Source organism: Rhodococcus sp. ARC_M6 (assembly GCF_022810305.1).
Taxonomy (GTDB): Bacteria; Actinomycetota; Actinomycetes; order Mycobacteriales; family Mycobacteriaceae; genus Rhodococcus_F.
The window spans coordinates 555430-580905 of sequence record NZ_JALGQH010000001.1 but is presented as its reverse complement, the minus strand read 5'-3'; the positions used below and the strand labels follow the sequence as shown (position 1 = coordinate 580905).

Annotated in this window: 22 protein-coding genes and 1 pseudogene; 10 read left to right on the top strand and 13 right to left on the bottom strand. The window is 60.4% G+C overall.

The window, feature by feature from the left end:
- Positions 1-5 precede the first annotated feature (5 nt).
- Together MTX36_RS02615 and MTX36_RS02610 are read left to right on the top strand one after the other, a co-directional pair.
- Entirely contained in the window at positions 6-1169 is a 1164-nt protein-coding gene (locus MTX36_RS02615; protein WP_243618181.1) for an MFS transporter, read from the top strand.
- A 36-nt stretch (positions 1170-1205) separates the two neighbouring features.
- Positions 1206-1739 carry a carboxymuconolactone decarboxylase family protein gene (locus tag MTX36_RS02610; protein WP_243618180.1) on the top strand — a complete coding sequence of 178 codons (534 nt, stop codon included), beginning with the start codon at positions 1206-1208 and terminating at the stop codon, positions 1737-1739.
- Between the two features lie 104 nt (positions 1740-1843).
- Here MTX36_RS02610 and MTX36_RS02605 read toward each other — a convergent pair.
- Positions 1844-3083: pseudogene (locus tag MTX36_RS02605) on the bottom strand (DUF222 domain-containing protein).
- 110 nt (positions 3084-3193) lie between these two features.
- Positions 3194-3769, bottom strand: a complete 576-nt coding sequence (locus tag MTX36_RS02595) for a TetR family transcriptional regulator (protein ID WP_243618178.1) — start codon at positions 3767-3769, stop codon at positions 3194-3196.
- Between the two features lie 70 nt (positions 3770-3839).
- Here MTX36_RS02595 and MTX36_RS02590 point away from each other — a divergent pair, with 70 nt between their 5' ends.
- Positions 3840-5459: an MFS transporter gene (locus MTX36_RS02590; RefSeq protein WP_243618177.1), complete on the top strand. Its 1620-nt coding sequence runs from the start codon at positions 3840-3842 to the stop codon at positions 5457-5459.
- Positions 5460-5514: 55 nt separating this feature from the next.
- Here MTX36_RS02590 and MTX36_RS02585 read toward each other — a convergent pair whose 3' ends face one another.
- Entirely contained in the window at positions 5515-7011 is a 1497-nt protein-coding gene (locus tag MTX36_RS02585; RefSeq protein ID WP_243618176.1) for an MFS transporter, read from the bottom strand.
- 30 nt (positions 7012-7041) lie between these two features.
- Positions 7042-7893: an SDR family oxidoreductase gene (locus MTX36_RS02580; protein ID WP_243618175.1), complete on the bottom strand. Its 852-nt coding sequence runs from the start codon at positions 7891-7893 to the stop codon at positions 7042-7044.
- A gap of 116 nt (positions 7894-8009) precedes the next feature.
- Here MTX36_RS02580 and MTX36_RS02575 point away from each other — a divergent pair, with 116 nt between their 5' ends.
- Positions 8010-8432: a helix-turn-helix domain-containing protein gene (locus MTX36_RS02575; protein WP_243618174.1), complete on the top strand. Its 423-nt coding sequence runs from the start codon at positions 8010-8012 to the stop codon at positions 8430-8432.
- An 86-nt stretch (positions 8433-8518) separates the two neighbouring features.
- Here MTX36_RS02575 and lpdA read toward each other — a convergent pair whose 3' ends face one another.
- Positions 8519-9922, bottom strand: coding sequence for a dihydrolipoyl dehydrogenase (gene lpdA / locus MTX36_RS02570; protein WP_243618173.1), 1404 nt, complete (start codon positions 9920-9922; stop codon positions 8519-8521).
- Positions 9923-9971: 49 nt separating this feature from the next.
- Positions 9972-10958: a dipeptidase gene (locus MTX36_RS02565; RefSeq protein ID WP_243618172.1), complete on the bottom strand. Its 987-nt coding sequence runs from the start codon at positions 10956-10958 to the stop codon at positions 9972-9974.
- A gap of 238 nt (positions 10959-11196) precedes the next feature.
- On the opposite strand from MTX36_RS02565, the gene MTX36_RS02560 reads away from it, so the two are divergent.
- The 3 genes from MTX36_RS02560 to MTX36_RS02550 all read left to right on the top strand — a co-directional run bounded on the left by MTX36_RS02560 (position 11197) and on the right by MTX36_RS02550 (position 15637).
- The gene (locus tag MTX36_RS02560; RefSeq protein ID WP_243618171.1) at positions 11197-12261 is read left to right on the top strand and encodes an alpha/beta hydrolase family protein; all 1065 of its coding nucleotides are present in this window, start codon (positions 11197-11199) and stop codon (positions 12259-12261) included.
- A 181-nt stretch (positions 12262-12442) separates the two neighbouring features.
- Positions 12443-13507, top strand: a complete 1065-nt coding sequence (locus MTX36_RS02555) for an alpha/beta hydrolase family protein (protein WP_243618170.1) — start codon at positions 12443-12445, stop codon at positions 13505-13507.
- Between the two features lie 81 nt (positions 13508-13588).
- A complete protein-coding gene (locus MTX36_RS02550) occupies positions 13589-15637 on the top strand; it encodes a prolyl oligopeptidase family protein (RefSeq protein ID WP_243618169.1) in 2049 nt (682 codons plus the stop codon).
- Here the strand turns inward: MTX36_RS02550 and MTX36_RS02545 are convergent.
- Both MTX36_RS02545 and ppk2 read right to left on the bottom strand, forming a co-directional pair.
- Positions 15615-16448 (bottom strand): alpha/beta fold hydrolase, encoded by an 834-nt coding sequence (locus MTX36_RS02545; protein WP_243618168.1) that lies wholly within the window; start codon positions 16446-16448, stop codon positions 15615-15617. The genes MTX36_RS02550 and MTX36_RS02545 overlap by 23 nt on opposite strands.
- A gap of 45 nt (positions 16449-16493) precedes the next feature.
- Complete coding sequence (gene ppk2, locus MTX36_RS02540; protein ID WP_243618167.1) at positions 16494-17408, bottom strand: polyphosphate kinase 2; 915 nt, start codon at positions 17406-17408, stop codon at positions 16494-16496.
- A gap of 137 nt (positions 17409-17545) precedes the next feature.
- On the opposite strand from ppk2, the gene MTX36_RS02535 reads away from it, so the two are divergent.
- Positions 17546-17749, top strand: coding sequence for a PspC domain-containing protein (locus tag MTX36_RS02535; RefSeq protein WP_243618166.1), 204 nt, complete (start codon positions 17546-17548; stop codon positions 17747-17749).
- A gap of 130 nt (positions 17750-17879) precedes the next feature.
- On the opposite strand, the gene MTX36_RS02530 is transcribed toward MTX36_RS02535, so the two are convergent.
- The 3 genes from MTX36_RS02530 to MTX36_RS02520 all read right to left on the bottom strand — a co-directional run bounded on the left by MTX36_RS02530 (position 17880) and on the right by MTX36_RS02520 (position 20051).
- Entirely contained in the window at positions 17880-18023 is a 144-nt protein-coding gene (locus tag MTX36_RS02530) for a hypothetical protein (RefSeq protein WP_243618165.1), read from the bottom strand.
- A gap of 63 nt (positions 18024-18086) precedes the next feature.
- A complete protein-coding gene (locus tag MTX36_RS02525; RefSeq protein ID WP_094271649.1) occupies positions 18087-18275 on the bottom strand; it encodes a hypothetical protein in 189 nt (62 codons plus the stop codon).
- A gap of 339 nt (positions 18276-18614) precedes the next feature.
- Positions 18615-20051 carry a wax ester/triacylglycerol synthase domain-containing protein gene (locus tag MTX36_RS02520; protein ID WP_243618164.1) on the bottom strand — a complete coding sequence of 479 codons (1437 nt, stop codon included), beginning with the start codon at positions 20049-20051 and terminating at the stop codon, positions 18615-18617.
- 452 nt (positions 20052-20503) lie between these two features.
- Between MTX36_RS02520 and MTX36_RS02515 the strand changes: the two genes are divergently transcribed.
- Positions 20504-21298 (top strand): IclR family transcriptional regulator, encoded by a 795-nt coding sequence (locus MTX36_RS02515; protein WP_243618163.1) that lies wholly within the window; start codon positions 20504-20506, stop codon positions 21296-21298.
- A 3-nt stretch (positions 21299-21301) separates the two neighbouring features.
- Here MTX36_RS02515 and MTX36_RS02510 read toward each other — a convergent pair whose 3' ends face one another.
- Positions 21302-21841 (bottom strand): VOC family protein, encoded by a 540-nt coding sequence (locus tag MTX36_RS02510; protein ID WP_243618162.1) that lies wholly within the window; start codon positions 21839-21841, stop codon positions 21302-21304.
- Between the two features lie 765 nt (positions 21842-22606).
- Here MTX36_RS02510 and MTX36_RS02505 point away from each other — a divergent pair.
- Entirely contained in the window at positions 22607-23443 is an 837-nt protein-coding gene (locus MTX36_RS02505; RefSeq protein ID WP_243618161.1) for a type IV toxin-antitoxin system AbiEi family antitoxin domain-containing protein, read from the top strand.
- A gap of 257 nt (positions 23444-23700) precedes the next feature.
- On the opposite strand, the gene groL is transcribed toward MTX36_RS02505, so the two are convergent.
- On the bottom strand, positions 23701-25323 hold the full coding sequence (groL, locus tag MTX36_RS02500) for a chaperonin GroEL (protein WP_094274835.1): 1623 nt from the start codon (positions 25321-25323) through the stop codon (positions 23701-23703).
- Positions 25324-25476 lie beyond the last annotated feature (153 nt).

The following is a 25476-nucleotide window of genomic DNA, read 5'->3' as shown; positions in this document are numbered from 1 at the left end:
CGGGCATGGGCGATCCATCCCGTCGCGGGTTCATCTCGGTACTGTCCGTACTTCTCGCGACGGGTTGGGCCGCCAACCACTTTGCTTCCCTCATTCCCGTACTGCGGCTACACGAGGGACTCTCACATGCGGTACTCGACGGCGTGTTCGGTATTTACGCACTGGGCCTGCTCCCCGGATTGTTGACGGGCGGAGCACTCTCGGACCGTGTCGGCCGAGCCGCTGTCGTATTACCCGGAGCCCTGGTTGCATCTCTGGGTACCGTCATTCTTCTGCTGTGGCACAACGCTTCCGGGTTGATGGTCGGGAGATTGGTCGTCGGCATCGGCGCCGGATTGGCGATCGGCGCCGGTACCGCGTGGGCCGCCGATCTACGAGGTAAAGCCGGAACCGTCTTGGCCGGAGTGGTTCTCACCTCCGGATTTGCATTGGGTCCCTTGTTCTCCGGTCTGATGGCACAGTTCTTTTCCTTTCCGTTGGCGACGCCGTTTGTCGTATCGGCAGTCCTGTCGGTCTGCTCGGTTGCCGCCGCTGCGACGTGGAGCCGCACCAATACTTCCGCCGCAGTCCTTCCACTTCCTACCGATGGTGAACGCTCGGCGCGATCAGCGTTGATCTGGGCATTGCCCTTGGCGCCCTGGGTTTTTGCGAGCGCAACCGTGTCATTTGTGACGATGTCCGCTCGGCTCGGCGACCGCTACTCCGGTCCCCTACTTCCCGGGTTTGCCGCAGCACTCACTCTGGGTGCCGGCATTATCGTTCAAACTGTTGCGCGTCATCGCAATTGGGGCCGGCAAGCCGGAACCGTCGGCGCCGCTCTCGCCGCGATCGGGTATTGCCTTGTCGCAGCCGGCGGCGCACACCCGTCGCTGCTCCTGTTCATCGTCTGCGCAGTAATTCTCGGAACCGCCTACGGTCTGTGTCTGCGTTCCGGACTCCTGGACCTCGAAACCTTGGCGCCTCCCGACGCCCGGGGAACACTGACGGGCGTCTTCTACGTCGGCACCTACCTCGGCTTCGGCCTACCGGTATTGCTTGTCGTCCTCGAACCCACGATGGGTCCGTCACTGCCCATGCTGATTCTCGCGGTAGTGGCAGCAGCAATTGCCGCGGTCCGATTTCGCGCACTCTCGGTGAAGTCTCCCACCGAAGCCGCTGTCCGGTGTTAGCGTCGTAACTGCCCGTCGACATCAAGGAGTTGCACCATGAATCCCCGTATCCAGCCTGGCCGATTCAAAGAGCTGGGCCCGATCAACTGGGGAATCTGGCGGGTCCTCTCCAAAGCCTCAGGCGCACCCGACGCGCACCTGTTCAGCACTCTCGGTCGCGCGGGCGGCCTTTTCCGTGGCTGGCTGCACTATTCCGGATCACTGATGCCCGGCGGCAAGATCTCACGCCACGACACCGAACTGATCATCCTGCGCGTCGCCCATCTACGCGAGTGCCAGTACGAGATGGATCATCACATCAGGCTCGGCCGCAAGGCGGGAATCGACGCCCCGGAACTTGCCCGAATCCTGGAGGGCCCCAACGCTTCCGAGTTGACTTCTCGTCACCGTGCAATCTTGACGGCGGTAGACGAGTTGGTTGCTTCCAAGGACATCACCGACAAGACGTGGACTACGTTGTCCCAGCATTTCGATGACCGTCGACTCATCGAATTCACTTTGCTCGTAACCCAATACGACGGACTGGCGACAACCATTGGAACCTTGCGGGTTCAGAGAGACTTTACGTAGTCCGATGTAAATACCTGTGCACACCGGGCCATAGAAACACCGGGCCGTAGAAACACCGGGGCATGGTTCTACCCCCGGTGCACACGTTGTGCGTGTTCAGTTGTTCAAGCGGCTGTCGGTGGACTGTTCCCCGGTATCGGAACCTGATACGGATCCACCGACATCGGCGGATAGAACCGCGTTTTCCGATCATCGCCGATCTCGACATTCCATTCGGTGTGGTGAAGCAATCGATGGTGGTGACCGCACAAAAGTATGAGGTTGTCGAAATCTGTTGGGCCACTGTCCATCCAGTGAACGATATGATAGGCGTCGCACCATCCGGGTGGAGTACCGCACCCGGGGAAGGCGCATCCGCCATCTCTGACGGCCAGGGCTCGCCGCTGCGGGACCGTTGCGGTTCGTTCGTCGATTCCGTGATTGAGCGGAACACCGTTCTGGTCGAGCAGGATTCGGGTGACCGTGCAGTCACACGCCAGCATCCGGGCGGAATCAAGGCTGATGGGGCCGGCCCAGTTGGTGATCGCGTAACCCAACTGGGCCGTGGACGGGAGGAGATCTTTCAATGCCTGCAGGTCCGTCAGGTCTTTCGCGGTGGCCGTGATCGTCAGGTGCGGTTTGACGCCACCTTCGACGGGCCCGAGGCCGGCCATCTCGAAGCGGCGCAGCATCTCGCAGAATCCGTCGACACGCCGAAGTGCCGGGGTGCGAGCATCTTTCACGCCGTCGATTTCGGGAGTCGGCTTCGAAAGCCCGGAGAGTAGCGCGATCAACCGGGCACCGTTGACGGCATCGAGGTCGCCCTTGACACTGACGCGGCCGTACAAACCTTTGGAGGCGTAGAACTCGTTACGCTCGGAATCCTCCCCGACGGGGACGCCGTCGGCGCGGTTGCCGTACTTCTTTTCGATACGCCGGATGACTGCTCGGACTTCCGTCGCAGTCAGAAACCTTCTTCGAGGCCAGATCCAGCAGGATTTCCCGAGCCTTCTCGATGTCCGCGATCTGCATGTTCTTGGGTGGACGCTGGCAGAACTGCGCCACCTGACGGGCTTTGAGGGCGTCGATGTGACCGTCGTGAAAGGACTGTGCGACTACAGGTTCGAGCATGAACAACCGCGCAAGTGAGACCAGTTGGCTGCATTCGCCGATCTCGAGGTTGGTGGATCGGTGCAACCATTGTGCGATAGCCCGGAAGCCGGTGTCGGGGAGTGTGTCACGGGTGAACATTTCGACAACGAGGTGGATCGTGCGCGATTGCATGTCGTGGCGGGCGCGAACGAGGTCGAGGACCTCTGTTTTTAGCCCTTCGCCGTCCAGCTGCCATGCTTCCCGATTCCCCATGCGCCAATTCTAATCGAACAGAATTTCGATTCCTAGGGACATTTCGGACAGGTTTTGAGAACTTCTACTCGAGACCGATTGATATACAACAGCATTCGACAATTCAGACACTACGGCCTACAGATACGAATAGCGGTCTCGCGCACTACGTCCCGTCGACGCGCGATTTCCACTGCGCCGACCGATTGATTGTCGGCGAGTCCCGGCGCCACCACCCAAGCGAACACAAGACCGAACACCATCGTGATCAAATCTTGCGGATCCCAGTGCGGCGCAATGATACCGTCGTCCTGCGCCTTACGAATCGCGGCCATTCGTGGAACCCAACTGGGATGCTCCTCGGCCTGTTTGCGCATCCGCGGGGCCTCACCTTGCAACTGCCCCCAGATCATCATTCGCTGTATCTGCGGTTTGCGGACCATGGCGTCGAACAATTCAACCGCATGGGACGGCATGTCCTCGCCGGGGAATTCGATCTCTTCCATCGCTTCCGCAAAGTCCGCGTCGAGCACTGCATGGAATAGTGCAACCTTGTCCCCGAAGTACGCGTAGAGCCGCTCCTTGCTCGCCCTTCCATTCTTGGCAATGCGGTCGATACGCGCGCCGGCAAGCCCGTAGGTGCCGAACTCTTCTTGCGCAGCATCGAGGATTCGCTGCTGCGTCGCGGTGACATCAGTGGGAGCCATAGTGATTATCGTAACCGAACGAACTATTTCGTTTGACTCTGCATCGAAGGCTCCACTAGCTTTTACACTTATGACCACCACCACCTCCGACGTGGGAAGCGGCGCCCAGCCGCCGTCCCCGGTCACCTCCGAGAACCCGAACCATCAACGCCGTTGGCTGGTGCTCTGCATCGTCGCGTTTGCACAACTGATGGTGGTGCTCGACGGCACCATCGTTTCCATTGCCCTCCCTGCCGCGCAGGAAGAACTCGGCATCAGCGACCTTGATCGCGCCTGGGTGGTCACCTCGTATGCCTTGGCGTTCGGCGCACTCCTCCTACTCGGTGGTCGTATCGCCGATTACTGGGGACGCAAACGTTCGTTCATCGTCGGCATGGCCGGCTTCGCCATCGCCTCCGGCATCGGCGGTTTCGCTCAGACCGGCATGGAACTCTTCATAGCCCGCGCCGGCCAGGGCGTGTTCGCGGCTCTCCTCGCGCCTGCCGCACTCTCGATGCTCACCACCACCTTCATCGGAGAGAAAGAGCGCGCCAAGGCTTTTGCCGTCTACGGCGCAATCTCCGGCGGTGGCGCTGCCATCGGCCTGCTGCTCGGCGGCGTTCTGACACAGTACGTCGACTGGCGCTGGTGCCTGCTTGTGAACATCCCCATCGCACTCATCGCCATCGCCGCTGCGGTTCCCGTCATCAAGGAGACCAAGGCTCACGGCGATACCAGCTACGATCTGCCCGGCGCAGTCCTCATCGCACTCGGGCTCGGCTCCCTGGTCTACGGATTCACGCGCGCCGAGCATGGTTGGGGTCAGACCGACACACTTCTGTTCATCGGCTTGGGCCTCGTCTTCCTCGCCCTCTTCGTCTTTGTCGAGAGCCGCACCAAGAACCCGCTTCTGCCACTGAGTGTTCCGTGGCATCGTGACCGCGGCGCCGCACTGATCGGCTCCATGCTCGTGGGCGCAGCACTGCTCGGCGGCACCCTGTATCTGACGTTCTACCTGCAGATCGTGCTCGGCTTCAGTCCCGTCATGGCCGGCGTCGGATCTCTCCCGATGGCCTTCTTCATCGTCATCGCATCAACCATTGCGGCGCAGCTGTCCACCAAGATCGGGCCCAAGCCTCTGATGCTCACCGGACCATTGGTCTCGGCGGTCGGCCTGTTGATGCTCACTCAGATCGAGGTTCACAGCTCGTACTGGACCCATGTTTTCCCCGGACTCGCAATCTTCGGCTTCGGCTTGGGCCTGCTCATGGTGCCCATGCAGAACCTTGCCCTGATCGGCGTTCCCGACCATGACGCCGGCGCAGCCAGCGCCCTCGTCAACGCCACCCTGCAGATCGGTGGCGCACTGGGCACCGCGCTGTTCACGACGATCTACGCGTCTGCCAAGTCCGCCTTCAGCGCAGACAACGCGATGCCTGCGCCTCCCGAAGGCCTTCCCGCAGAGATGATTCCCACCGATATGGCTAACGCAGCCTTGCCGAGCGCCGACCAACTGTCGCTTCTCCCGCAGCCGGTTCAGGACTTCATTTCTTCGCTCACCGACTACTTCTTCGGCGCCGAAGTTTCGGGCTACTCCGCCGCATTCGGCTGGGCTGCAATCCTTCTCGCCGTCATCACTCCGGTGGTGTTTGTGCTCGTCCGCGCCAAGAAGGGTGACTTGCCCGCTGAGGGCGCAGTCCACATGGGCTAGACCCCTGTGCGCCTTTTTGGTAGTGGACGCTACCAAAAAGGCGCACAGGCGGAGCCTACTTCGACGACGGAATCACGCGCCATGCAATGACAGCCGCTACTGCCAGCAGCACTGCTGACGTCACGGATGTCCATTGCATGGCGTGCACGAATGCAACTTTTGCGTCGTTGAGTAACTCTGATTCCGGCGGCAGCACGTTAACCGCAGATGCAAGGGAATCCGTAACCTTGTCGGCCAGTGCCGGCGGTAACGAGTCTGTGTTCAGCCCAGCTCGGTAGAGCGTCGCGATCAAACTTCCCAACAGCGCAATTCCCAGTGCAACACCGAGCTCGTAGGCTGTCTCGGATACCGCTGATGCCGACCCAGCTTTGTCCGGTGGAACTGCCGTCATCACAGCATCCGTCGTCAATGTAAAGGCAAGCCCCACACCTAATCCCACCAAGACCAGGGCAAGTGCCAGCCAAAAGTACTGCGCGGCGTCACTGGCAATCGCGATGCCGCCCATTCCGATCGCGGCAAGTGCCAGCCCACCGCCGATGACGTAGCCTCGCCCGAAACGTAGGACCAGGCTGCCCGCGATTCCCACCACTGCGACCGACGCGAGTGTCACCGGAAGTTCCCGAATACCCGCTTGCAGTGGTCCGTTCCCTCGCACGAGTTGCAGGTACTGCGAGAAGAAGAACAGCAATCCACTGAAAGCCAGCACGGAGACAAATGTTGCGGTGACAGCACCCGCGAATGCCGGATGACGGAACAGCGATACGTCGATCAGCGGGGACGACGAATACTGCTGTCTCCGAATAAAGATCCAGCCCGCAGCGACCCCCACGACGAGTGCCCCCATCGGCACCCACAGATTCCCGCCACTGACTGCTGCCTTGACGGCATACACCAGGGCAACAATCGCGATCATGGACAGAGCTGCACTGAACAGGTCAAATTTTCCCGGGTTGGGATCACGCGATTCGGGAATCAGGATGTACCCGAACACGATCAAGATGATGATCACGGGGACGTTGATGATGAACACCGATCCCCACCAGAAGTGTTCCAGCAGAGCGCCACCCACGAGCGGACCGATGGCGGCACCGCCAGATGCTGCCGCCGCCCAGATCGCGATCGCGGTGGTCCGCTGCCGTGCGTTCTCGAACATGTTCCGGATGATGGACAACGTCGACGGCATCAGTGTCGCGCCGGCAACGCCGAGAAGGAAACGTGCGGCGATCAACCACCCTGCCGTCGGCGCGAATGCCGCCAACAGAGAGGCCAAGCCGAATCCTGCTGCACCGATGAGCAGCAGACGCTTCCGACCGACGCGATCGGCGAGCGTGCCCATCGTGACCAACAGTCCAGCCAGGGCGAGAGAATAGATATCGCCGATCCAGAGAAGCTGGTTCGACGTGGGCGCCAGATCTGCACTGAGCGCCGGTACAGCGAGCGACAGGACTGTGCCGTCGACCGCGAGCATCACCACCGCGAGTACAAGAACCGACAACGCCGCCCACTCGCGGCGTCCCGCCAAACTGACATCTTCGCGATCGTCATGGGACATAGCGACACGCTACCGCCTGAGCGGTCGAATTTATGCCTGACGCAAGACCTCGATCACCGGCGTGCTGCTGCGGCCGATCAACTTCTGTAGGTCACCGGATTCGGTATCCAACGCGCCCTTGGCAATTGCCGCATCGGAATCGGCAAGAATCTGTGCAACGGGAGCAGGCAATCCGACACTTTCCAGAATTCCCCGATAGACGTCCTCCGAGACAAACTGATACTCGATGGGCTTGCCCGCGAATTCACTGATCTTCGCAGCCAATTCGGTGTATGTGAGCCTTTCGTCGCCGCCCAGTTCGTAGACCGCGCCGTCATGTCCGTCGGTGGTGACTACTACTGCGGCAGCGTCGGCATAGTCCGCACGCGCAGAAGCAGCGATCTTTCCGTCCGCTCCCGCTCCGACCAGTGCGCCGCGTTCGACGACACCGGTCAGGTCATTGGTGAAGTTTTCCCAGTACCAACCGTTGCGTAGGAGTGCGAAGGAAACGCCGCTCTTGGCAAGAACATCCTCCGTTGCCTTGTGCTCGGCGGCCAACTTCATCGGAGTGTCCTGTGCACCCAGAATGCTGGTATACGCAATGAATCCGACGCCTGCAGCCTTGGCTGCGTCAATGATGTTGGTGTGCTGTGTAAGCCGTGAACCCACTTCGCTGCCCGAGATCAGAATCAGCTTGTCGACGCCGATCAAAGCTGCTTCCAATGCCGCGGCGTCGGAGTAGTCCGCCTGCCGGACCACAATTCCGCGGGCCGCGAGATCGGCAGCCTTCTCCGGATTACGAACCACGGCCACGACGTCCGACGAGCGTGTCCCCCGCCCGATCAGTGCCTCGACGACAAGTTGTCCGAGGTTTCCCGTTGCGCCGGTGACTGCGATGCTCATGCGATCTCCCAATTTAGGTTGAAGCGTAAAGTTCTTACAACCATCATGCACTAATTTTTCGTAAGTGCAACATGAACAGATAGCACTGTTGCTTGGTGCAGTAGTAACCTGAATCCATGACCAGCACCGATACCCCGCACAGTGCTGCCGAAACAGCTGATCCCAATGTGGACCCCACCCTCGAATCCGACGTCTTCGCTCGTGGTTGCAACTCGCGGATGGCCCTGCAGAACGCCACCGGACGCTGGGGAGCACTTGCGCTCGCAGCATTGAACGAAGGCCCGTACCGGTTCAGCGCACTGCGTCGCCGCGTCGACGGCGTCAGCGAGCGCATGCTCTCACAGACCCTGCAAACACTCGAGCGGGACGGCCTCGTGCACCGTGAGGTGCTTGAAACCATCCCACCCAAAGTGGAATACAGCTTGACCGAACTCGGCGCCGACGTCGCCGAGAAGATCACAGCACTGATCGAATTACTCGAATCCCAGGTACCGAAAATCGTTGCGTCCCAGACAGAGTACGACGCCCGACGTCAGTGAGCCCCGACCGAAAACTGGGCAGGAACGGAAAAAGCCCCGTTCGTCTTTCCTGATCGGAAAGACGAACGGGGCTTGCCCGGAAAAGATCAGAAGTTGATCATGTGGCCCGCGAGGCCGTGGATCGCTTCCTGCAGCGCCTCACTGAGCGTGGGGTGCGTGTGGACGTTGCGTGCCAACTCGTTGACCGTGAGGTCCCACTTCTGGGCCAAGGTCAGCTCGGGCAGCAGTTCCGAAACATCGGGTCCGATGAGGTGGCCGCCGAGCAGTTCGCCGTGCGTCTTGTCGGCGATCAGCTTGACGAAGCCCGTCGGGTCGCCCAGGCCGTGGGCCTTGCCGTTGGCAGCGAACGGGAAGTTCGCGACCTTGATGTCGTAGCCCTCGGCGATAGCCTGCTCTTCGGTCAGACCGAAGGATGCAACCTGCGGCTGGCAGAAGGTGGCGCGCGGCATCATGCGGTAATCGCCGAGCGTCTGAGTCTCGGCGCCGCCGATGGTCTCGGCTGCAACCACTGCCTGTGCTTCGGCGACGTGTGCCAGCTGTAGCTTGGCGGTGACGTCACCGATGGCGAAGATGTTGGGAACGTTGGTGCGCATGTAATCGTCGATCGCGATCGCGCCGCGGTCGGTGAGTGCAACACCGGTGTTCTCGAGACCGAAGCCCTCGACGCGAGGTGCGAAGCCGACGGACTGCAGAACCTTGTCCACGACAACGGTTTCGATGTTGCCGGACTTGTTGTCCTTGATCGTGACGGTGACCTTGCTGCCGTCGTCACTGATGGACTGGACGCCGGCACCGGTCTTGACGGTGACGCCGAGTTTCTTGTACTGCTTGGCGATTTCCTTGGAGATGTCTGCATCTTCGTTGGGCAGCGCGCGGTCGAGGAATTCCACGATCGTCACGTCGACGCCGTAGTTCTTGAGGACGTAGCCGAACTCCATGCCGATGGCGCCGGCTCCGACGATGAGGATGGACCCGGGGAGTTCCCGCGTCATGATCTGCTCTTCGTAGGTCACGACGTTCTCGCTCAGCGAGGTGCCCGGCAGCAGCTTGGTGTAGGAACCGGTGGCGATGATCGCATTGTCGAATGTGATCGTCTCGGTGCCTCCCTTGCTGAGTTCCACGTTGATGGTGTTGGCGTTGACGAAGGTTCCCTTACCGTCGTACTCAGGGATCTTGTTCTTCTTCATCAGGAAGTGAATGCCCTTGACTCGCCCGTCCGCGACCTTGCGGCTGCGGTCGAAGGCGGAGCCGAAATCGAAGGACACGTCTCCGGACATGCCGAACGTCTTCGCTTCTTTTGTGAAGATGTGCGCGAGTTCGGCGTTACGGAGAAGCGCCTTGGACGGGATGCAGCCGACATTCAGGCATACACCGCCCCAGTACTTCTGCTCGATGATGGCGGTGCTCAGGCCCAGTTGTGCCGCGCGGATAGCAGCGACGTACCCACCGGGGCCGGCTCCAAGGACAACGACGTCATAGTGTGAGGTCACGGTTAGTCAGGGTAGTCCTGCGTTGTTTCCTTGTCCCCGGATGGTCGCATTACTCGTCGGTAGACCAGACTTGCGCGGCAACTCGGGCGAAGTTTCCGCCGTATAGGGCCTCGATGGCCGGTTCGTCGAAGCCGCGCCGACGCAGGACGACGTCCAAGGTGAGAGTGTCTTCCGGCGGTACCCACTGCAGCGGACCCCACTTTGTGTACATGTCCGAGAACGACGACGCATGGTGGTCGATCTCCTCGAGAAAATCTTCGGCGTCGAAGGAATAGTCCGAGCCGATTCCGACGTGATCGACGCCGACGAGGTTGACGGCTTCCTCGATGTGGTCTGCCATCGCCTCGAGACGAGCCTGTGTGTCGGTCGGTCCGTTGACACCGAGGAAGATGCCGACGCCGTTGATCCCGATAACTCCACCGGTGCCGGCGCAGGCCTTGGCCTGGTCGTCGGTGATGTTGCGAGGGTGGTCCCACAATCTGCGGAGGTTGGAATGGCTATAGATCATCGGCCGCTCGGTAGCTGTCGCCAGATCCAGTCCGGTTTGCACCGAGCAGTGCGATCCGTCCACCATCATTCCGACGCGATTCATCTCGGCCACGAGGTCGCGTCCATAGGCGGTCAAACCGGTGTCGTCGGCGTCGAGGCACCCACAACCCGCAGCGTTGACGTGGTTATACGTCGGCAACATGGACCGCACGCCGAGGTCGTAGAAGTACGCGATGTTGTCGGGATCTCCGTCCAGCGGATTGGAATCTTCGAGGTCGAACCCCAAGGCGATTCCACCCGACTGTTGAATCTCGACAACTTCGCCGATTGTCTGAACCGGGGTGATTTCAGGATATTCGACGCGGGCCTGCCAGGCGAAGCTCTTGACTAACGCTGTCGAATCGGCCCGAGACTGCGGCGCGTAACCAACGTTGACCGAAACGTAACTGCCTTCGGGCCGCTTGTACCGCAATAGGTCCGCTATGGAGGCATTGGACTGCAACGGCAGGCAGCAGTGCTGTTCCCAGATTGGATATGTCCGGTTCACCCAATAATCATATCCGTAAACATCTACCTTCGACCGAGACTGGTCATTCGTTCAGCAAATCCTTGGTTCACTAGCAAATAGCGCGCTGATCCTGTAGAAAGATCAAGACTTACACGCTCTCTATGCGTCGGAATTTGCAACTCGTACAGAGCAGTGTCGAAGAATGCAGTGCCGAAGAAAGACCGTTCCACCCCGGGGCGGATCTGTAGGGGCAATTTAGGTGGAGGGTTCTGAGCGTATGCGTGCTCGTACATTCAAGCGTGGCCGTTTGGTCGCCGCGATAGCAGCAGTGTCCGTACTGCCGATGCTGATCAGCCCGGCTATGTCCTCTGCTGACAGCGGAGCAACCGACGCAGCGACAGCCACGGCGGCGGCAGCCAAGGTCAACACCACGGGTTCCAAGCTCACGAGCAAGACCACCGCCGGTGGCAAGACCACCATCAAGGTGTTCTCCCCGTCCATGGGCCGCGATATTCCGGTCGAGGTCCTCACGCCCGCAGATACCACCCAGCAGTACCCCACGCTCTACCTCCTCAACGGAGCGGGCGGCGGCGAAGATCGCGCGACCTGGCAGCGCAACACCGACATCATGAACTTCTTCCAGGACAAGAACGTCAACGTCGTCACCCCGATCCAGGGTGCCTTCAGCTACTACACCGACTGGGAAAAGGCCGATCCGGCTCTCGGTGTTCAGAAGTGGCAGACGTTCCTCAACGAGGAACTCCCGCCCGTCATCAATGACACGTTCAACACCAACGGCGTCCAGTCGATCTCCGCGATCTCCATGACCGCCACGTCGGTTCTGAACCTCGCCATCGCAAAGCCCGGCTTCTACAAGAGCGTCGGCGCGTACAGCGGTTGCGCCGAGACCAGCACTCCGGTCGGCCAGGCTTCCATCGAACTGGTTGTCGGCATGCGCGGCGATGCAGACGTCACCAACATGTGGGGCCCCGTCGGCGGCCCGGGCTGGATTGCCAACGACCCGGTTGTCAACGCCGAGAAGCTGCGCGGCACCGAGCTGTACGTCTCCACCGGATCCGGCCTGCCCGGCCCGCATGACACCCTCGCCAACCCGGCAATCAACGGTCAGGTCGGCACCTTGGCCAACCAGGTCATCGTCGGCGGCGTCATCGAGGCTGCAGTCAACTACTGCACGCACAACCTCGCGTACCGCCTCAAGGACCTGAACATCCCGGCGACGTTCGACTTCAAGCCCACCGGCACCCACTCGTGGGGCTACTGGCAGGACGATCTCCACAACTCCTGGCCGATGATTGCCAACTCCATGAGCGTCAAGAACTAGAGAAACCGGTTTGACCATTCGGCCCCGCTCCCACAGCTTCTCGGGAGCGGGGCCGAATGCTGTAGTGCTGAGCACCGGAACAGTCAAAAAGCCCACCTGACCATGATGTTTCTGCTTTACTGACCGAAGACATCGATCCCGAACGTCTTTCGGGGCACAAGTAGTGGAGGTTTCAGAGAGTATGGGCGCTCGTACATTCAAGCGCGGCCGGGTGGTCGCCGCGATAGCAGCCGTTTCCGTATTGCCAATGCTGATCAGTCCGGCCGTGTCCTCCGCCGGTGGAGATACAGCAGCGAGCGGAAATACAACTGCCACCGCGGCAGTGGCCAAGGTCAACGCAACGGCTTCCAAGCTCTCGAGCAAGACCACCGCCGGACGCAAGACCACCATCAAGGTGTTCTCCCCGTCCATGGGCCGCGACATCCCGCTCGAGGTCATCACCCCCGCAGATACCAGCGAGCAGCGCCCCACCCTCTACCTCCTCAACGGAGCGGGCGGCGGCGAGGACTCTGCGACGTGGCAGCGCAACGCGGACGTCATGAACTTCTTCCGGGACAAGAACGTCAATGTCGTCACCCCACTCGAAGGTGCCTTCAGCTACTACACCGACTGGGTGAACGACGATCCCGAACTCGGTCGCCAGAAGTGGCAGACGTTCCTCACTGAGGAACTCCCGCCCGTCATCGACAAGGAATTCAACACCAACGGCGTCCAGTCGATCTCCGCGATCTCCATGACCGCCACGTCGGTTCTGAACCTCGCCATCGCAAAGCCCGGCTTCTACAAGGCTGTCGGCGCGTACAGCGGTTGCGCCGAGACCAGCACTCCCGTCGGCCAGGGCGCTATTCAGCTCGTTACCGGCGCCAGGGGCGGCGCAGACATCGCCAACATGTGGGGCCCGCTCGACGGCCAAGGCTGGATCGACAACGACCCGGTTGTCAACGCCGAGAAGCTTCGCGGCACCGAGCTGTACGTCTCCACCGGATCCGGTCTGCCCGGCCCACATGACACCCTCGCGAATCCCGCGATGAAGGGCGAGATTGCCAATGTGGCGAACCAGGTTATCGTCGGCGGCATCATCGAGGCTGCAGTCAACTACTGCACGCACAACCTCGCGTACCGCCTCAACGCACTGAATATCCCGGCGACGTTCGACTTCAAGCCCACCGGCACCCACTCGTGGGGCTACTGGCAGGACGATCTCAACAACTCCTGGCCGATGCTCGCGCGTTCGCTCGACATCTGAGTTCAACAATTCGACCCCGCTCCCCCAGCTTCTCGGGAGCGGGGTCGAATGCTGTCAGCGGGTAGCAGTAAGAATGAACCCATGACTTCCGATAACGATCCGTACCTGTGGCTCGAAGATGTCACGGGCGAGGCCGCTCTCGATTGGGTGCGGGCGCACAACGCCGTCACCGAAGCAGAACTCGCCTCCGGCGTGCGCTTCGAGGGGATGCAGTCGGATATCCGCGAGGTCCTCGATACCGACGCGCGCATCCCGTACGTCCGACGACGCGGCGAGTACCTGTACAACTTCTGGCGAGACGGCATCAATATTCGTGGACTGTGGCGACGCACAACCCTCGAGCAGTATCAAAGCGAGAGCCCCGAGTGGGACGTGCTCGTCGATCTCGACGCGTTGGCCGAGGCCGAGGGCGAGAACTGGGTCTGGAAGGGCACACAGTTGCTTCGCCCCCTTCGGAACCGCGCACTGATCAGCCTGTCCCGCGGCGGAGCGGATGCTGCTGTGGTTCGCGAATTCGATATCGAGCGGCGTGAATTCCTGGCGCCGGACGGCGTGGACTCCGGCTTCTACCTTCCTGAAGCCAAGACCGATATCGACTGGATCGACATCGATACCGTCTATGTCGGAACGGATACCGGCGAAGGTTCGCTCACCGATTCGGGTTACCCGCGCCTGGCGATGAGGTGGAAGCGCGGCACTCCCCTTTCCAGCGCCGAGACGATCTACGAGGGCGAGAGCACCGACGTCGCAATCTCTGCTTCCCATGATCCGACGCCGGGCTTCGAGCGCGACTTCGTCACTCGCTCAGTCGATTTCTACAATTCGCGACGGTTCCAATTCACAACGGACGGCGAGTTGGTTCTGATCGATACGCCCGAAGACGCGGGAATCTCGATTCATCGCGAGTGGTTGCTGATTCGCACCAAGTCACCCTGGACCGTCGAGGGTACCGAGTACGCGACGGGCACCCTGCTGGCCGCTCGATACGACGATTACCTCGCCGGTTCCCGCGACCTGACGGTCGTCTTCGAACCCGACGAGCATTCTTCACTCGACCAATACAGTTGGACCCGGGATCATCTGATTCTGGTCATCCTGACCGATGTGCGAACCACTCTGCGCATTCTCACGCCCAGCGAAGACCGTTGGGACAGTGCACCGTTCAACGGTCTACCCGAGCTCACTACAATCGAGATCCTTGATACCGATCCCGATGTCAGCAACGAATACTTCCTCAATTCCAGCGGATACACCTCTCCCGCAACACTTCTGCACGGAGTTATCGGCGAATCCGAGCCTGGCGTCGTCAAATCTGCCCCGGCATTCTTCGACGCCGAAAGCATTGTGACACAACAGTTTTTTGCCACTTCCGTCGACGGAACCCAGATCCCCTACTTCGTGGTCCGAACCGAAGGCACCCAACCCGGCCCGACGCTTCTGTACGGCTACGGCGGATTCGAAGTTTCGATGACGCCGTCGTACAGCGGTTCCATCGGACGAGCGTGGCTCACGCGCGGCGGTACGTACGTCGTCGCCAATATTCGTGGCGGCGGCGAGTACGGGCCAGGTTGGCATACACAGGTTGTGAAGGCCGGCCGTCACAAGGTTCACGAAGACTTCGCGGCTGTCGCGTGTGATCTGGTCGAGCGCAAAATCACCACACCGGAGTTGTTGGCCGCTCAGGGTGGCAGTAACGGCGGATTGTTGATGGGCATCATGCTCACGAAGTACCCAGAGTTGTTCGGCGCCATCGTCTGTCAGGTTCCGCTGCTGGATATGCGACGGTTCCATCTCCTCCTGGCCGGCGCATCCTGGATGGCGGAGTACGGCGACCCCGACAACGCGGACGAGTGGTCCTTCATCTCGGAGTACTCGCCGTACCAAAACATCGATGCCGACGCGTCGTACCCGCCGATTCTGATCGCAACGTCTACTCGCGACGACCGCGTGCATCCCGCGCATGCTCGCAAGATGGCGGCGCGGTTGGAGGAACTGGGCAAGCCGGTTCTGTACTTCGAGAACATCGAGGGTGGGCACGGCGGCGCCGCCGACAATGCGCAGCTGGCCTACAAGAGTGCGCTGACCTACGAATTCTTGTGGCAGAAGCTCAGCGGTCACGCAGCCAGGTGACGACGCGCTCGGTCACAGCCTTGGGTTTCCGGATCCAGCCGTTGTGACCGAGTGGTTCGTCGATGTGCGCCATCGTCACTTGTGATCCGGTGAGCTTGTCCACCAGGTTCTTTGCGGATCGGCGCGGAGCAAGATCGTCGTCGCCGATTGTCAGGGACAAGACCGGCACGCTCAGCCGCGCGATCCGCTCCTCGTAGTCGATATCGGCGCCCACGGGTTCGATCTTGCCGGTGCGAGCAAACCTGGCCCAATCCGTGATCAGTACCTTCGATTGCCGTCCGAAGCCGCCCACATTCAGGCGATCACCGGGCCAGAAGCCGGCGATGTTGGCCGTCATCGACATCGCCGACGAACCCAGATACAGCCCCGGAGCCCGGATTCCCGGGAAGCCTCGGTGGTAGGGCGAACCGGAAGCCACCAGGATCACTCCACCGAGGTGGCCCCGAATCCTCGACGCGTACATCACGCCCAACTGCCCACCCATACTGTGGCCGAGCAGGAACGGTGTGCTGGCCGGGAATCTTTCGCGCACAACCTCAAACGTCGCCGGGAAATCGACCGACACCACGTCCTGATACCCGAAGGTGCTCGACGCACTGGGACGTGGCCGGCTGTCGCCTTGGCCGCGCAGCTCCCCGCTAGCGGCATTGAAGCCTGCGGCCACCAGGGCCTCCGCCACCGGATCGTAAAACCCCGCCGGTACACCGAGACCCGGAAACATCACAACAACGGGGGCGTCGTCCTTCGGCCCGGGGAACAGCCGGATCGGAGTCAGGGTTCCGTCGGGCAGCTGGATCGGCACGGTCTCCATGCCTCTCACACTATCCACCCGAGCGTCGCAGGTCAGCCCATCCGGTTATTCGAGGCTGCCGACGATCAGAGGGTCGGGGGTGCCCACAATCTCGTGGTCCTTGTTGTCGTAGTCGAACTGGCTCAGCACATGTCGCATCGCGTTGATCCGAGCGCGCTTCTTGTCGTTGCTCTTGATGACGGTCCACGGTGCGGCCGCCGTATCGGTGAACCCGATCATCTCTTCCTTCGCCGCGGTGTACGCATCCCACTTGTCCAGGGAGGCAATATCCATCGGCGAGAGCTTCCACTGCCGCACCGGATCCACCTGGCGAATCGCGAAACGCGTCCGCTGCTCCAGAGCTGACACGGAGAACCAGAACTTGATGAGGCTGATGCCGTCGTCGACAAGCATCTGCTCGAACAGCGGAACCTGCCGCAAGAAACGATCGTGTTCTTCGTCGGTACAGAAGCCCATCACGCGCTCCACCCCGGCCCGGTTGTACCAGGAGCGATCGAACATCACGAGCTCGCCGGCCGCCGGAAGATGCTGCACATAGCGTTGGAAATACCACTGCGTCGACTCGCGCGCCGACGGCTTTTCCAGCGCGACGACGCGAGCACCACGCGGATTGAGGTGTTCCATGAACCGCTTGATGGTGCCGCCCTTGCCGGCAGCGTCGCGGCCCTCGAACACTATCGCGTGACGGGCACCGGTCTCTTTCGACCAATTCTGGAGCTTCAGCAGTTCGATCTGCAGAAGCCGCTTGACCTGCTCGTACTCGTCGCGAGGCATCCGCGAGTTGTACGGATATCCCTCACGCCAGGTGTCAACCTCGAAACCTTCCGGCGCAGTGAGCAATACGGGATCGTCGTCGTCACTGTCGTCGACGGTGAAGCCCGTCGTATCGGTCAGATCCACAGCGGTTGTGAGATCCGCGAAGGCACTCAGGAAGGGACGTCGTTCTGCAATGTCGGTCACTCGTGACAGGTTAGCCTCCGACAGCAACCATTCGGTGACGCTGCGGTGAACAGGCGCGTCCGAGCGGCTCGAAGATCAGGGAAAGATCAGGGAAATTCCCGATGGTGTGTATGACCAGCAGACATGAGAATGGACATATGACATTCGAAAACCACACACCACGACCATTCACCCGATCCGCCGAGAACAAGAAAATCGCCGGCGTTTGCGGTGGATTTGCAGAGTACTTCAACCTCGACGCCAATCTTGTTCGCATTCTCACCGTTATCGCGACTGTTTGCACCGGCGGAACTGCGGCTTTGGTTTATCTTGCGGCTTGGATGTTGATGCCATTGGACTAGTACTTTAGTACTAAACATTGCCTATTTCAGTGACAATTCGGCTATCAAATAAAACAATCGATTCGATCGATAACAGCATTTCGGGGCCATGCGTCATACGTATGGCCCCGAAACGGAAAGTATATAGCCCTTACTTAGCGGCCTTGAGTTCTCCACCGCTCAGTGCAGCGAGGGCGGTGAGACCCTTGACTCCGAGCGCGGTCAGACTACCCATGCCGGTACCGATGATCGTGCCGGCAGATCCTGCAGCATCCATAATGGAACCTTCAATCATGACGCTCTCCTTCGAAGTTGGTTTGTTGTCCAGGTGCTCTCAAAGCAGTTCAGAGCCGAAGAATCAGGGAGCGGGAGTAATAACTTCGGGACTGAAGCTGATGGAATCGAACGATCCGAAGATCCCACCGGCTGCATCACTCAACGAACCGAAGAGGTTCGCTCCCAAGTTGTCCACCCCCAACAGCATTGCGATGAGATCCATCACGCCCTGGCCATTGTTTACTGCCAGGATATCCATCATTGAACCCATGTCTGAACTCCCTACATAGAAGATTCCCCCGCCGGGAAGGCGTCTGTCGCGACGTCTCCTGCGGTCAACACGTGATGTGTTGTCCGCCACTCTAAGCCGCTCCATTGCAATTCGTCAGCAAAACGGACAAAAAAATTGAATTAGCGATTCTCGTGAATCTCTAAGTCCGACTTACGTTGTCGGTTCAATTTTCGACCGACATAAACTGGACAATGGTCCATATAAACAAATTGAACAATTGTCCAGATAAACATTGACCTGCCCCAGCGCAGACTCTCCACGGGCACGCTCAGCCCGGTAGGCCGTCATGGAGACTGCCTACCGAACTTGGGCAAGAGACTATTGCGCAGGGATGCGAATATCGCCTTCGACTGCAGCTAATAACGCGTCGAAACTCTCGCGCAGCAGCACCACGTAGTGCTCCGGATCAGGCATCGCTCCCCGCGCCACGATGACATTGAGCGTCAACGCGCCGCCTGCCGCGGCAATCAAGAAGTGGCGCAGAACATCTCCGTCGACAGGTGCTTGTCCACCGAGAACGGCAACCGCCGGAGCACCTTCGAAGACATTTCCGTCGATGGTCACCGGAACATTGCTGATCGTGGTGTGTTGCGTGACGTCGCGGTCCGTATTCATCTTGTTGAGACGCCGTGCCAACCCGGTCAAGCGAAGCAATGCCGCGGGTGACGATTCGATCCGGGTGCTGAATTTCCGCACCGCCAGGTTGGAACTACGCGCCTTCGCCACCAGCGCGGAATCCCTGATGCGCGTGAGCTTCTCCACCGGATCGGCTACGTCGGAATGCAGATCCACAGTCAAGAGTGCGAGCTGGTTCGCGGATTCCCACTCGGCAATCTGCCGCATCGAGCGCGGAACCATCGCTGCCAGTGGACGTTCCGGCCGCTCGCCCTTCTCCTCGAGATACTTGTCGAGCGCTCCGGCCACCACCGTCAGGAAGATATCGTTTACCGTCACACCCGGCACTGCCGCTCTGATCGCCTTGATGTCTGCGCCGTCAAGCGTGACAAATTCGAGAGCCAGATCCCCCTCCAACACATGGTTGAAGCGCGTCGGCGGACGATCTGCGACATACTTCACCAACTCGCCGGATTCCTCGGCGCGGGCGATCTCCTCGGCCGCAACCTTCGTGGCCGAGAGCCCCTTTCCGAATCGAATCAGTTGCCCGGGCATTCCGAAAGCAGTGCGCCCCAGCATCTCTACGAGTGGAAGTCCTGACTCTCGGGCGGATTCCTTGGGCTTTGCCGGCCCGGAGAACAATCGATTGGTGAGGTTCCGAATCTCCAGACCGTCGCCGGCACTGTGATGCGTCTTCAACATGATCAACGTCAGGTCGCCCGGCAGGTCGTCGATGCCGTGAATCCCGGTCATGACCTCCAACTCCCAGGGAGGCCGCGTCAAATCCATCGGCGAACTCAACGACTTACCCAGGAGCGCTCGAACTGGAGCCCACCCCGGCCCCGACGCCTTGTGTACCCGAACATGCTCGTCGACGTTGAACTCTGGTGCCGGCACCCAATACGGATAGTCCAAATCCAGGGGAACTCGCTGCACTCGACTCGTAAACAAGGGCCAGTAGCCGAATCGTTCCGTAATCCACCGCACTGCGTCGGCGTGCGTCATGTCCGCGAGCGGATGACCCGTGGTGTCGAAGAAGTAGGCGCAGACCATATGGCTGAGATGCCCGTCGGACTCGTTGTAGATAAACTCTGCGTCGCGGGGGCCTAGTTGAGATACCCCTGAGCTCCGAAAAATCATGTGCGCCCCTATTCCTGACTGTGGAAGTTGGTCCGGATTCTAGCGACCCGAAGTCCGGCATTTTGTGTTCTGAGGAGATTCATGACGACTCATTCACTCCCCGATCTCGAACCGAATTGGCGCCGACGATTCCCTGTCACTGCAGCGCGCCTACACGCGGGAGGCACAGCCGGCCATCTGGAGTCGAGATGCGCGCAACCGCAAACGTGACCGCCGATCACCAACTCAGCAATGTTGGCAATCTTCCAGACATGCGTGAACTGGTCCACTTCTCGCGACTTTTCGACAGAAATCACCCTATACTGGACATGAATGCAACCAACAGCAATGCTGAGGCTATCTATGCCGCCGGCCGTAGGTCCCGCTGAGCGGGCTAGCCGTTTGCTAACCCCATTCCAGCGCCAGTATCGTGACCGTGATCACAGAATTACGGCAAGGTCAGGAGTTCATTCGTGAGAACCACTCGCAAGGTGGACGATCCGGTATCGGTAGTGGATCGAATTTCGGCCATCCTCGAAACATTCGAAGGCACCGGGCCCCTCACGCTGTCGCAGGTAACGCAACGAACAGGCATCCCTCGTTCAACAGCGCACCGCCTACTCGAACAACTCCTCGCAAAACGCTGGCTCACCCGGCTTGATCATCGATACGAACTTGGCAGCAAGTCGTATGAACTCGGCCAGTGGGCGCTCAACCAGAACCGATTGCGCCTCGGCGCCGTACCTGTCCTGAACCAACTAGCTCGCTCGACTGGCCTGACTGTGCATCTCGCCGCGGTAAATAGTGGGGACACACTCTATTTAGGCCGCGTCCCGGGGCGCATACCGCTGACACTGCCCAGCCGAGTCGGTTCCCGAATGCCCGCGCACCTCACCGCCGTCGGCAAGGTGATTCTTGCCAACCTCGACGAAGACAAGGTTCGCGGTTCCATACCCACGCCGCTCCGCAAATCGACTCAGTACAGCATCGACTCGCAGGACCACCTTCACCAAGAGTTCGAACGCATCCGCGAACGCGGCTTCGCGACGGACCGCGAAGAATCTGTCCTCGGAATCGCTTGCATAGCAACATCTATCGGACCACGTGATCATCTCTACGGAAACCGGTCTGCTATCTCGGTCTGCGGGCCGATCGACGACATGAAGATGAACAAACTCGTCTCGACTGTCAGAATCGCAGCCCGCGATATCTGGGACACCTGCGTCGCCAACGATCTGCGATCCCAGGATCGTTCCGAAGCTTCGTAATTGCTAGTCGTTCTGCTCGGCAACGCGAGCCATGAGCTGCGCGTAAATTGCGCGATCAGTACGCGGTCCACCCGGCGTCGAAGCGCCGTAGCGCTCGATCTCGGCCGCAATGTCCAGCGGCCGTGTGTACGCGACGCCCGGGGTGAGTTCACCGTCGAGTTGACCATCCGGCACGAGCCACGTGACTTCGAATTCGATTCCGTCGGGGTCCCGGCCGTAAAGGGCCTTTGTGGCAGCATGATTGGACGCTCCGGTGAGGGCGTTCGATGCCAGCATCCGATCACGGCAGAGCGCGAGTTCGCCCAAGGTCTCCACCTCCCACGCCAGGTGATACAGGCCTACGGCACCGTCGCGTGCACGCGGCGCTCTCGCCTGGAAAAGCCCCAAGTCGTGGTCATTCGCCGAATTCGCTCCCCGCAGGAATGCTCCGCCGGGAAAGCTGACCGGTAGCCGCTCGAACCCCAATACGTCGCAGTAGAACGCCGCACTCCCCTCGACGTCGGAAACGAACAACACCGCATGGTTCAGGCTTCGGACAGCCATTGCATTCCTACCTTCAGCTCGGGTACTCAACGAGCACATTACTTTTGCTCGTGCCGCACCGCAGCACCGCCACAGCCGGCGCAGATCGTTGCGTGCAACCATGAAGTGCCGCAGCCATATTCGTGGTGAAGGTACGAGACGTCAATACCAGTGGCTCAGCGCAACGACCAAACTCGTCAAACACCGGGCTGGATGACTCCAGCGCACGTGTTTGACGAGATAGCCGTTGCATCGATCAGTCGAACCGCCCTGCTGTCAATGAATTTCGGGAAACCCAAGTACTTCTATTGACCCCAGGGGAGATCTGACCCTGTCCAGAAGTTGTCGAACATCCCGGATAAAACTGCTGCCGCTGTAACCAGAACCGAATTAATCACGCTGATTTTTTCCCCTTCGGTAGATCATGAGTCAATTCATCACACATCCGCACAAGCCTGCCTGTGACATCTCACAAGGCGCGAAATCTGGTAGTACATAAAGGAATCCAGTGTTTCTTACATTCAGATTTCCGCCGAACCAGCCGCCCTCCGTGGCGATGTCCGGCATCACGCTAACGCAATTTTGCCCGCGTTGGTGAGCTTTCGACCTACTGCATTAGGACTAGTTTGCAACCTGTTCTATTTTTGCTGGTCATGCACCCAAATGCCCGGAAAATAATGGCTCATTTGTCATCCTCCCCGCCCACAACCATCCACAAGTACGTCATTTATCCACAGGAAAGTTTCGACGACTGCGCTCCGGACGTCCAACCGCAAGAGTTCTTGCATGGGCCTCGTCACCAGGAAACAGTTGCTGGCACAAGGCGTCGGGCGCAGCTCCATCAGCCGCGCCCTGCAATCGGGAAAGCTCCACCGAATCCTGCCGTCCGTGTACTCAACTGCAAAACCCACCTACCTCGACCGCTGCGCAGCAGTCACGCTGTGGAAGCCGGATGCTGTACTCAGCCACAGCAGTGCCGCATCGCTGTGGGGCCTGCTCGACGAGGACCCGAAACTCGTCGAAGCCACCGTGCCTCCGACGTCCCGAGCAGACGGCTCAGATTGGGTGCGGCTCTATCGGAGGAATTTGGCGTCCCACGATCTGTGCGACGGATTACCCGTGGTGCCCATTGAACAATGCTTCATCGACGTGGCGACCACTCTGCCGCGATCTGAACTCGAAGCGTTCTTCGACCGGGCGATTGCAAAACGGGTGCCGTGGAAGACGGTTGCGCGGCTATGCGACGAGAGCCCCGGTAGACACGGGATAACCGCTGTGCGGGAACAACTTCGCACCTGTTGCCCGCTTACGCACTCCGAGCCGGAACGTATCGTTGCCCGCGCATTGACCTCGCGCAATTTCCACTTGGAGATCAATGCTCGGGTGGGCCCGTACTTCGGCGACCTGGTAGACAAGAAGGCTCGCGTGATCGTGGAGATCGACGGTCGCGAATTCCACAGCGAGCCTGAGGTATTCAATAACGATCGGCGGCGACAGAACGCACTGGTGCTAGACGGATGGCTAGTGCTGCGATACTCCGCGGCGACTGCGATGGCGCATCTCGACGCAGTGGCCGACGAAATCATCACTGTGGTGCGCAGACGCCGCCACAACCGCGCCTAAACGCACACAACTCCCGCCGACGCACGGGAACCCGCACACACCACCAACTAGTGGACGAAAATACCCACACGCGCCCACGATCACCGCGCCCACGCAGACGCCACCACAACCGCGCCTAACCGCACACAACACCCGCCGACGCACGGGAACCCGCACACACCACCAACTAGTGGACGAAAATACCCACACGCGCCCATAAAGAAAGCCGGCCCACTCCCGAAGGAGTGGGCCGGCTCAGTGGAGCTAAGGGGATGGACTCAGAAGTCCATGCCGCCCATGCCGCCGGTGGGATCGCCTGCGGGAGCAGACTTCTCCGGCTTGTCAGCGACAACAGCTTCGGTCGTCAGGAACAGAGCCGCGATGGACGCTGCGTTCTGCAGTGCCGAGCGGGTGACCTTGACCGGGTCGTTGATGCCTGCAGCGAGCAGGTCTTCGTACTCGTTGGTCGCAGCGTTGAGGCCGTGACCTGCGGGCAGGTTAGCGACCTTGTCTGCAACAACGCCGGGCTCGAGGCCAGCGTTGAATGCGATCTGCTTGAGCGGTGCGGACAGTGCAACGCGAACGATGTTCGCGCCGGTTGCCTCGTCACCTTCGAGCTTGAGAGCGTCCAGGGCGGGAGCTGCCTGGATGAGTGCTACGCCGCCACCGGCGACGATGCCCTCTTCGACAGCTGCCTTAGCGTTGCGCACTGCATCTTCGATGCGGTGCTTGCGCTCCTTGAGCTCAACCTCGGTAGCTGCGCCGGCCTTGATGACTGCAACGCCGCCGGCCAGCTTGGCCAGACGTTCCTGCAGCTTCTCGCGGTCGTAATCCGAGTCGCTGTTCTCGATCTCAGCGCGGATCTGGTTGACGCGACCTGCGATGGCGTCGGCGTCGCCGGCACCTTCGACGATGGTGGTCTCGTCCTTGGTGATGACAACCTTGCGTGCCTGGCCGAGGAGCTCGAGGCCTGCGGTCTCCAAGGAGAGTCCGACCTCTTCGCTGATGACCTCTCCACCCGTGAGGATGGCGATGTCGGCGAGCTGAGCCTTACGACGGTCACCGAAGCCGGGAGCCTTGACGGCAACAGACTTGAAGGTGCCACGGATCTTGTTGACGACGAGGGTGGAGAGAGCTTCGCCCTCAACGTCCTCGGCGATGATCAGGAGCGGCTTGCCGGACTGGATGACCTTCTCCAGCAGGGGCAGCAGGTCCTTGACCGTGGAGATCTTGGAGCTGACGAGCAGGATGTAGACGTCTTCGAGGACGGCTTCCTGGCGCTCTGCATCGGTGGCGAAGTACGCCGAGATGTAGCCCTTGTCGAAGCGCATGCCCTCGGTGAGCTCGAGCTGCAGGCCGAAGGTGTTGGACTCCTCGACCGTGATGACGCCTTCCTTGCCGACCTTGTCCATTGCCTCGGCGATGAGCTCGCCGATGGACGGGTCGCCAGCGGAGATGCCAGCGGTAGCAGCGATCTGCTCCTTGGTGTCGATCTCCTTGGCGGTCTCGAGCAGGCGAGCTGTGACAGCCTCGACAGCCTTCTCGATGCCGCGCTTGAGGCCGAGCGGGTTCGCGCCGGCTGCGACGTTACGCAGGCCTTCGCGGACCAGTGCCTGAGCGAGAACGGTAGCGGTGGTGGTGCCGTCGCCAGCGACGTCGTCAGTCTTCTTGGCGACCTCCTTGACGAGCTCGGCACCGATCTTCTCGTACGGGTCGTCGAGCTCGATCTCCTTGGCGATGGAAACACCATCGTTGGTGATCGTGGGGGCGCCCCACTTCTTTTCGAGAACAACGTTGCGACCCTTGGGGCCCAACGTCACCTTGACAGCGTCGGCGAGGGCATTGAGGCCTCGCTCGAGGCCGCGACGTGCCTCTTCGTCGAACGCGATGATCTTTGCCATTGCGAAGTGATCCTCCGGATAGGGGGTGACACACAAGGTGACCGCTCGTCGGGTCACCTCATCGGCACAGGGCGACCGAATTTTGCCTGGTCACCCATCTAGCCTGTGGTCTGAGTCAGTGCCCGCGACGGACGACCGGGGGTGTCGATGGTT

Bases quoted from the DNA above. Each gene is read 5' to 3' on its own strand.
- MTX36_RS02595 (WP_243618178.1), bottom strand. From the start codon at position 3,769: ATGGCTCCCACTGATGTCACCGCGACGCAGCAGCGAATCCTCGATGCT.
- MTX36_RS02525 (WP_094271649.1), bottom strand. From the start codon at position 18,275: ATGGGTTCAATGATGGATATCCTGGCAGTAAACAATGGCCAGGGCGTG.
- MTX36_RS02535 (WP_243618166.1), top strand. From the start codon at position 17,546: ATGACATTCGAAAACCACACACCACGACCATTCACCCGATCCGCCGAG.
- MTX36_RS02590 (WP_243618177.1), top strand. From the start codon at position 3,840: ATGACCACCACCACCTCCGACGTGGGAAGCGGCGCCCAGCCGCCGTCC.
- MTX36_RS02555 (WP_243618170.1), top strand. From the start codon at position 12,443: ATGGGCGCTCGTACATTCAAGCGCGGCCGGGTGGTCGCCGCGATAGCA.
- MTX36_RS02615 (WP_243618181.1), top strand. From the start codon at position 6: ATGGGCGATCCATCCCGTCGCGGGTTCATCTCGGTACTGTCCGTACTT.
- groL (WP_094274835.1), bottom strand. From the start codon at position 25,323: ATGGCAAAGATCATCGCGTTCGACGAAGAGGCACGTCGCGGCCTCGAG.
- MTX36_RS02575 (WP_243618174.1), top strand. From the start codon at position 8,010: ATGACCAGCACCGATACCCCGCACAGTGCTGCCGAAACAGCTGATCCC.
- MTX36_RS02580 (WP_243618175.1), bottom strand. From the start codon at position 7,893: ATGAGCATCGCAGTCACCGGCGCAACGGGAAACCTCGGACAACTTGTC.
- MTX36_RS02610 (WP_243618180.1), top strand. From the start codon at position 1,206: ATGAATCCCCGTATCCAGCCTGGCCGATTCAAAGAGCTGGGCCCGATC.
- MTX36_RS02505 (WP_243618161.1), top strand. From the start codon at position 22,607: ATGGGCCTCGTCACCAGGAAACAGTTGCTGGCACAAGGCGTCGGGCGC.
- MTX36_RS02545 (WP_243618168.1), bottom strand. From the start codon at position 16,448: ATGGAGACCGTGCCGATCCAGCTGCCCGACGGAACCCTGACTCCGATC.
- MTX36_RS02520 (WP_243618164.1), bottom strand. From the start codon at position 20,051: ATGATTTTTCGGAGCTCAGGGGTATCTCAACTAGGCCCCCGCGACGCA.
- MTX36_RS02585 (WP_243618176.1), bottom strand. From the start codon at position 7,011: ATGTCCCATGACGATCGCGAAGATGTCAGTTTGGCGGGACGCCGCGAG.
- MTX36_RS02510 (WP_243618162.1), bottom strand. From the start codon at position 21,841: ATGGCTGTCCGAAGCCTGAACCATGCGGTGTTGTTCGTTTCCGACGTC.
- MTX36_RS02560 (WP_243618171.1), top strand. From the start codon at position 11,197: ATGCGTGCTCGTACATTCAAGCGTGGCCGTTTGGTCGCCGCGATAGCA.
- MTX36_RS02530 (WP_243618165.1), bottom strand. From the start codon at position 18,023: ATGATTGAAGGTTCCATTATGGATGCTGCAGGATCTGCCGGCACGATC.
- MTX36_RS02550 (WP_243618169.1), top strand. From the start codon at position 13,589: ATGACTTCCGATAACGATCCGTACCTGTGGCTCGAAGATGTCACGGGC.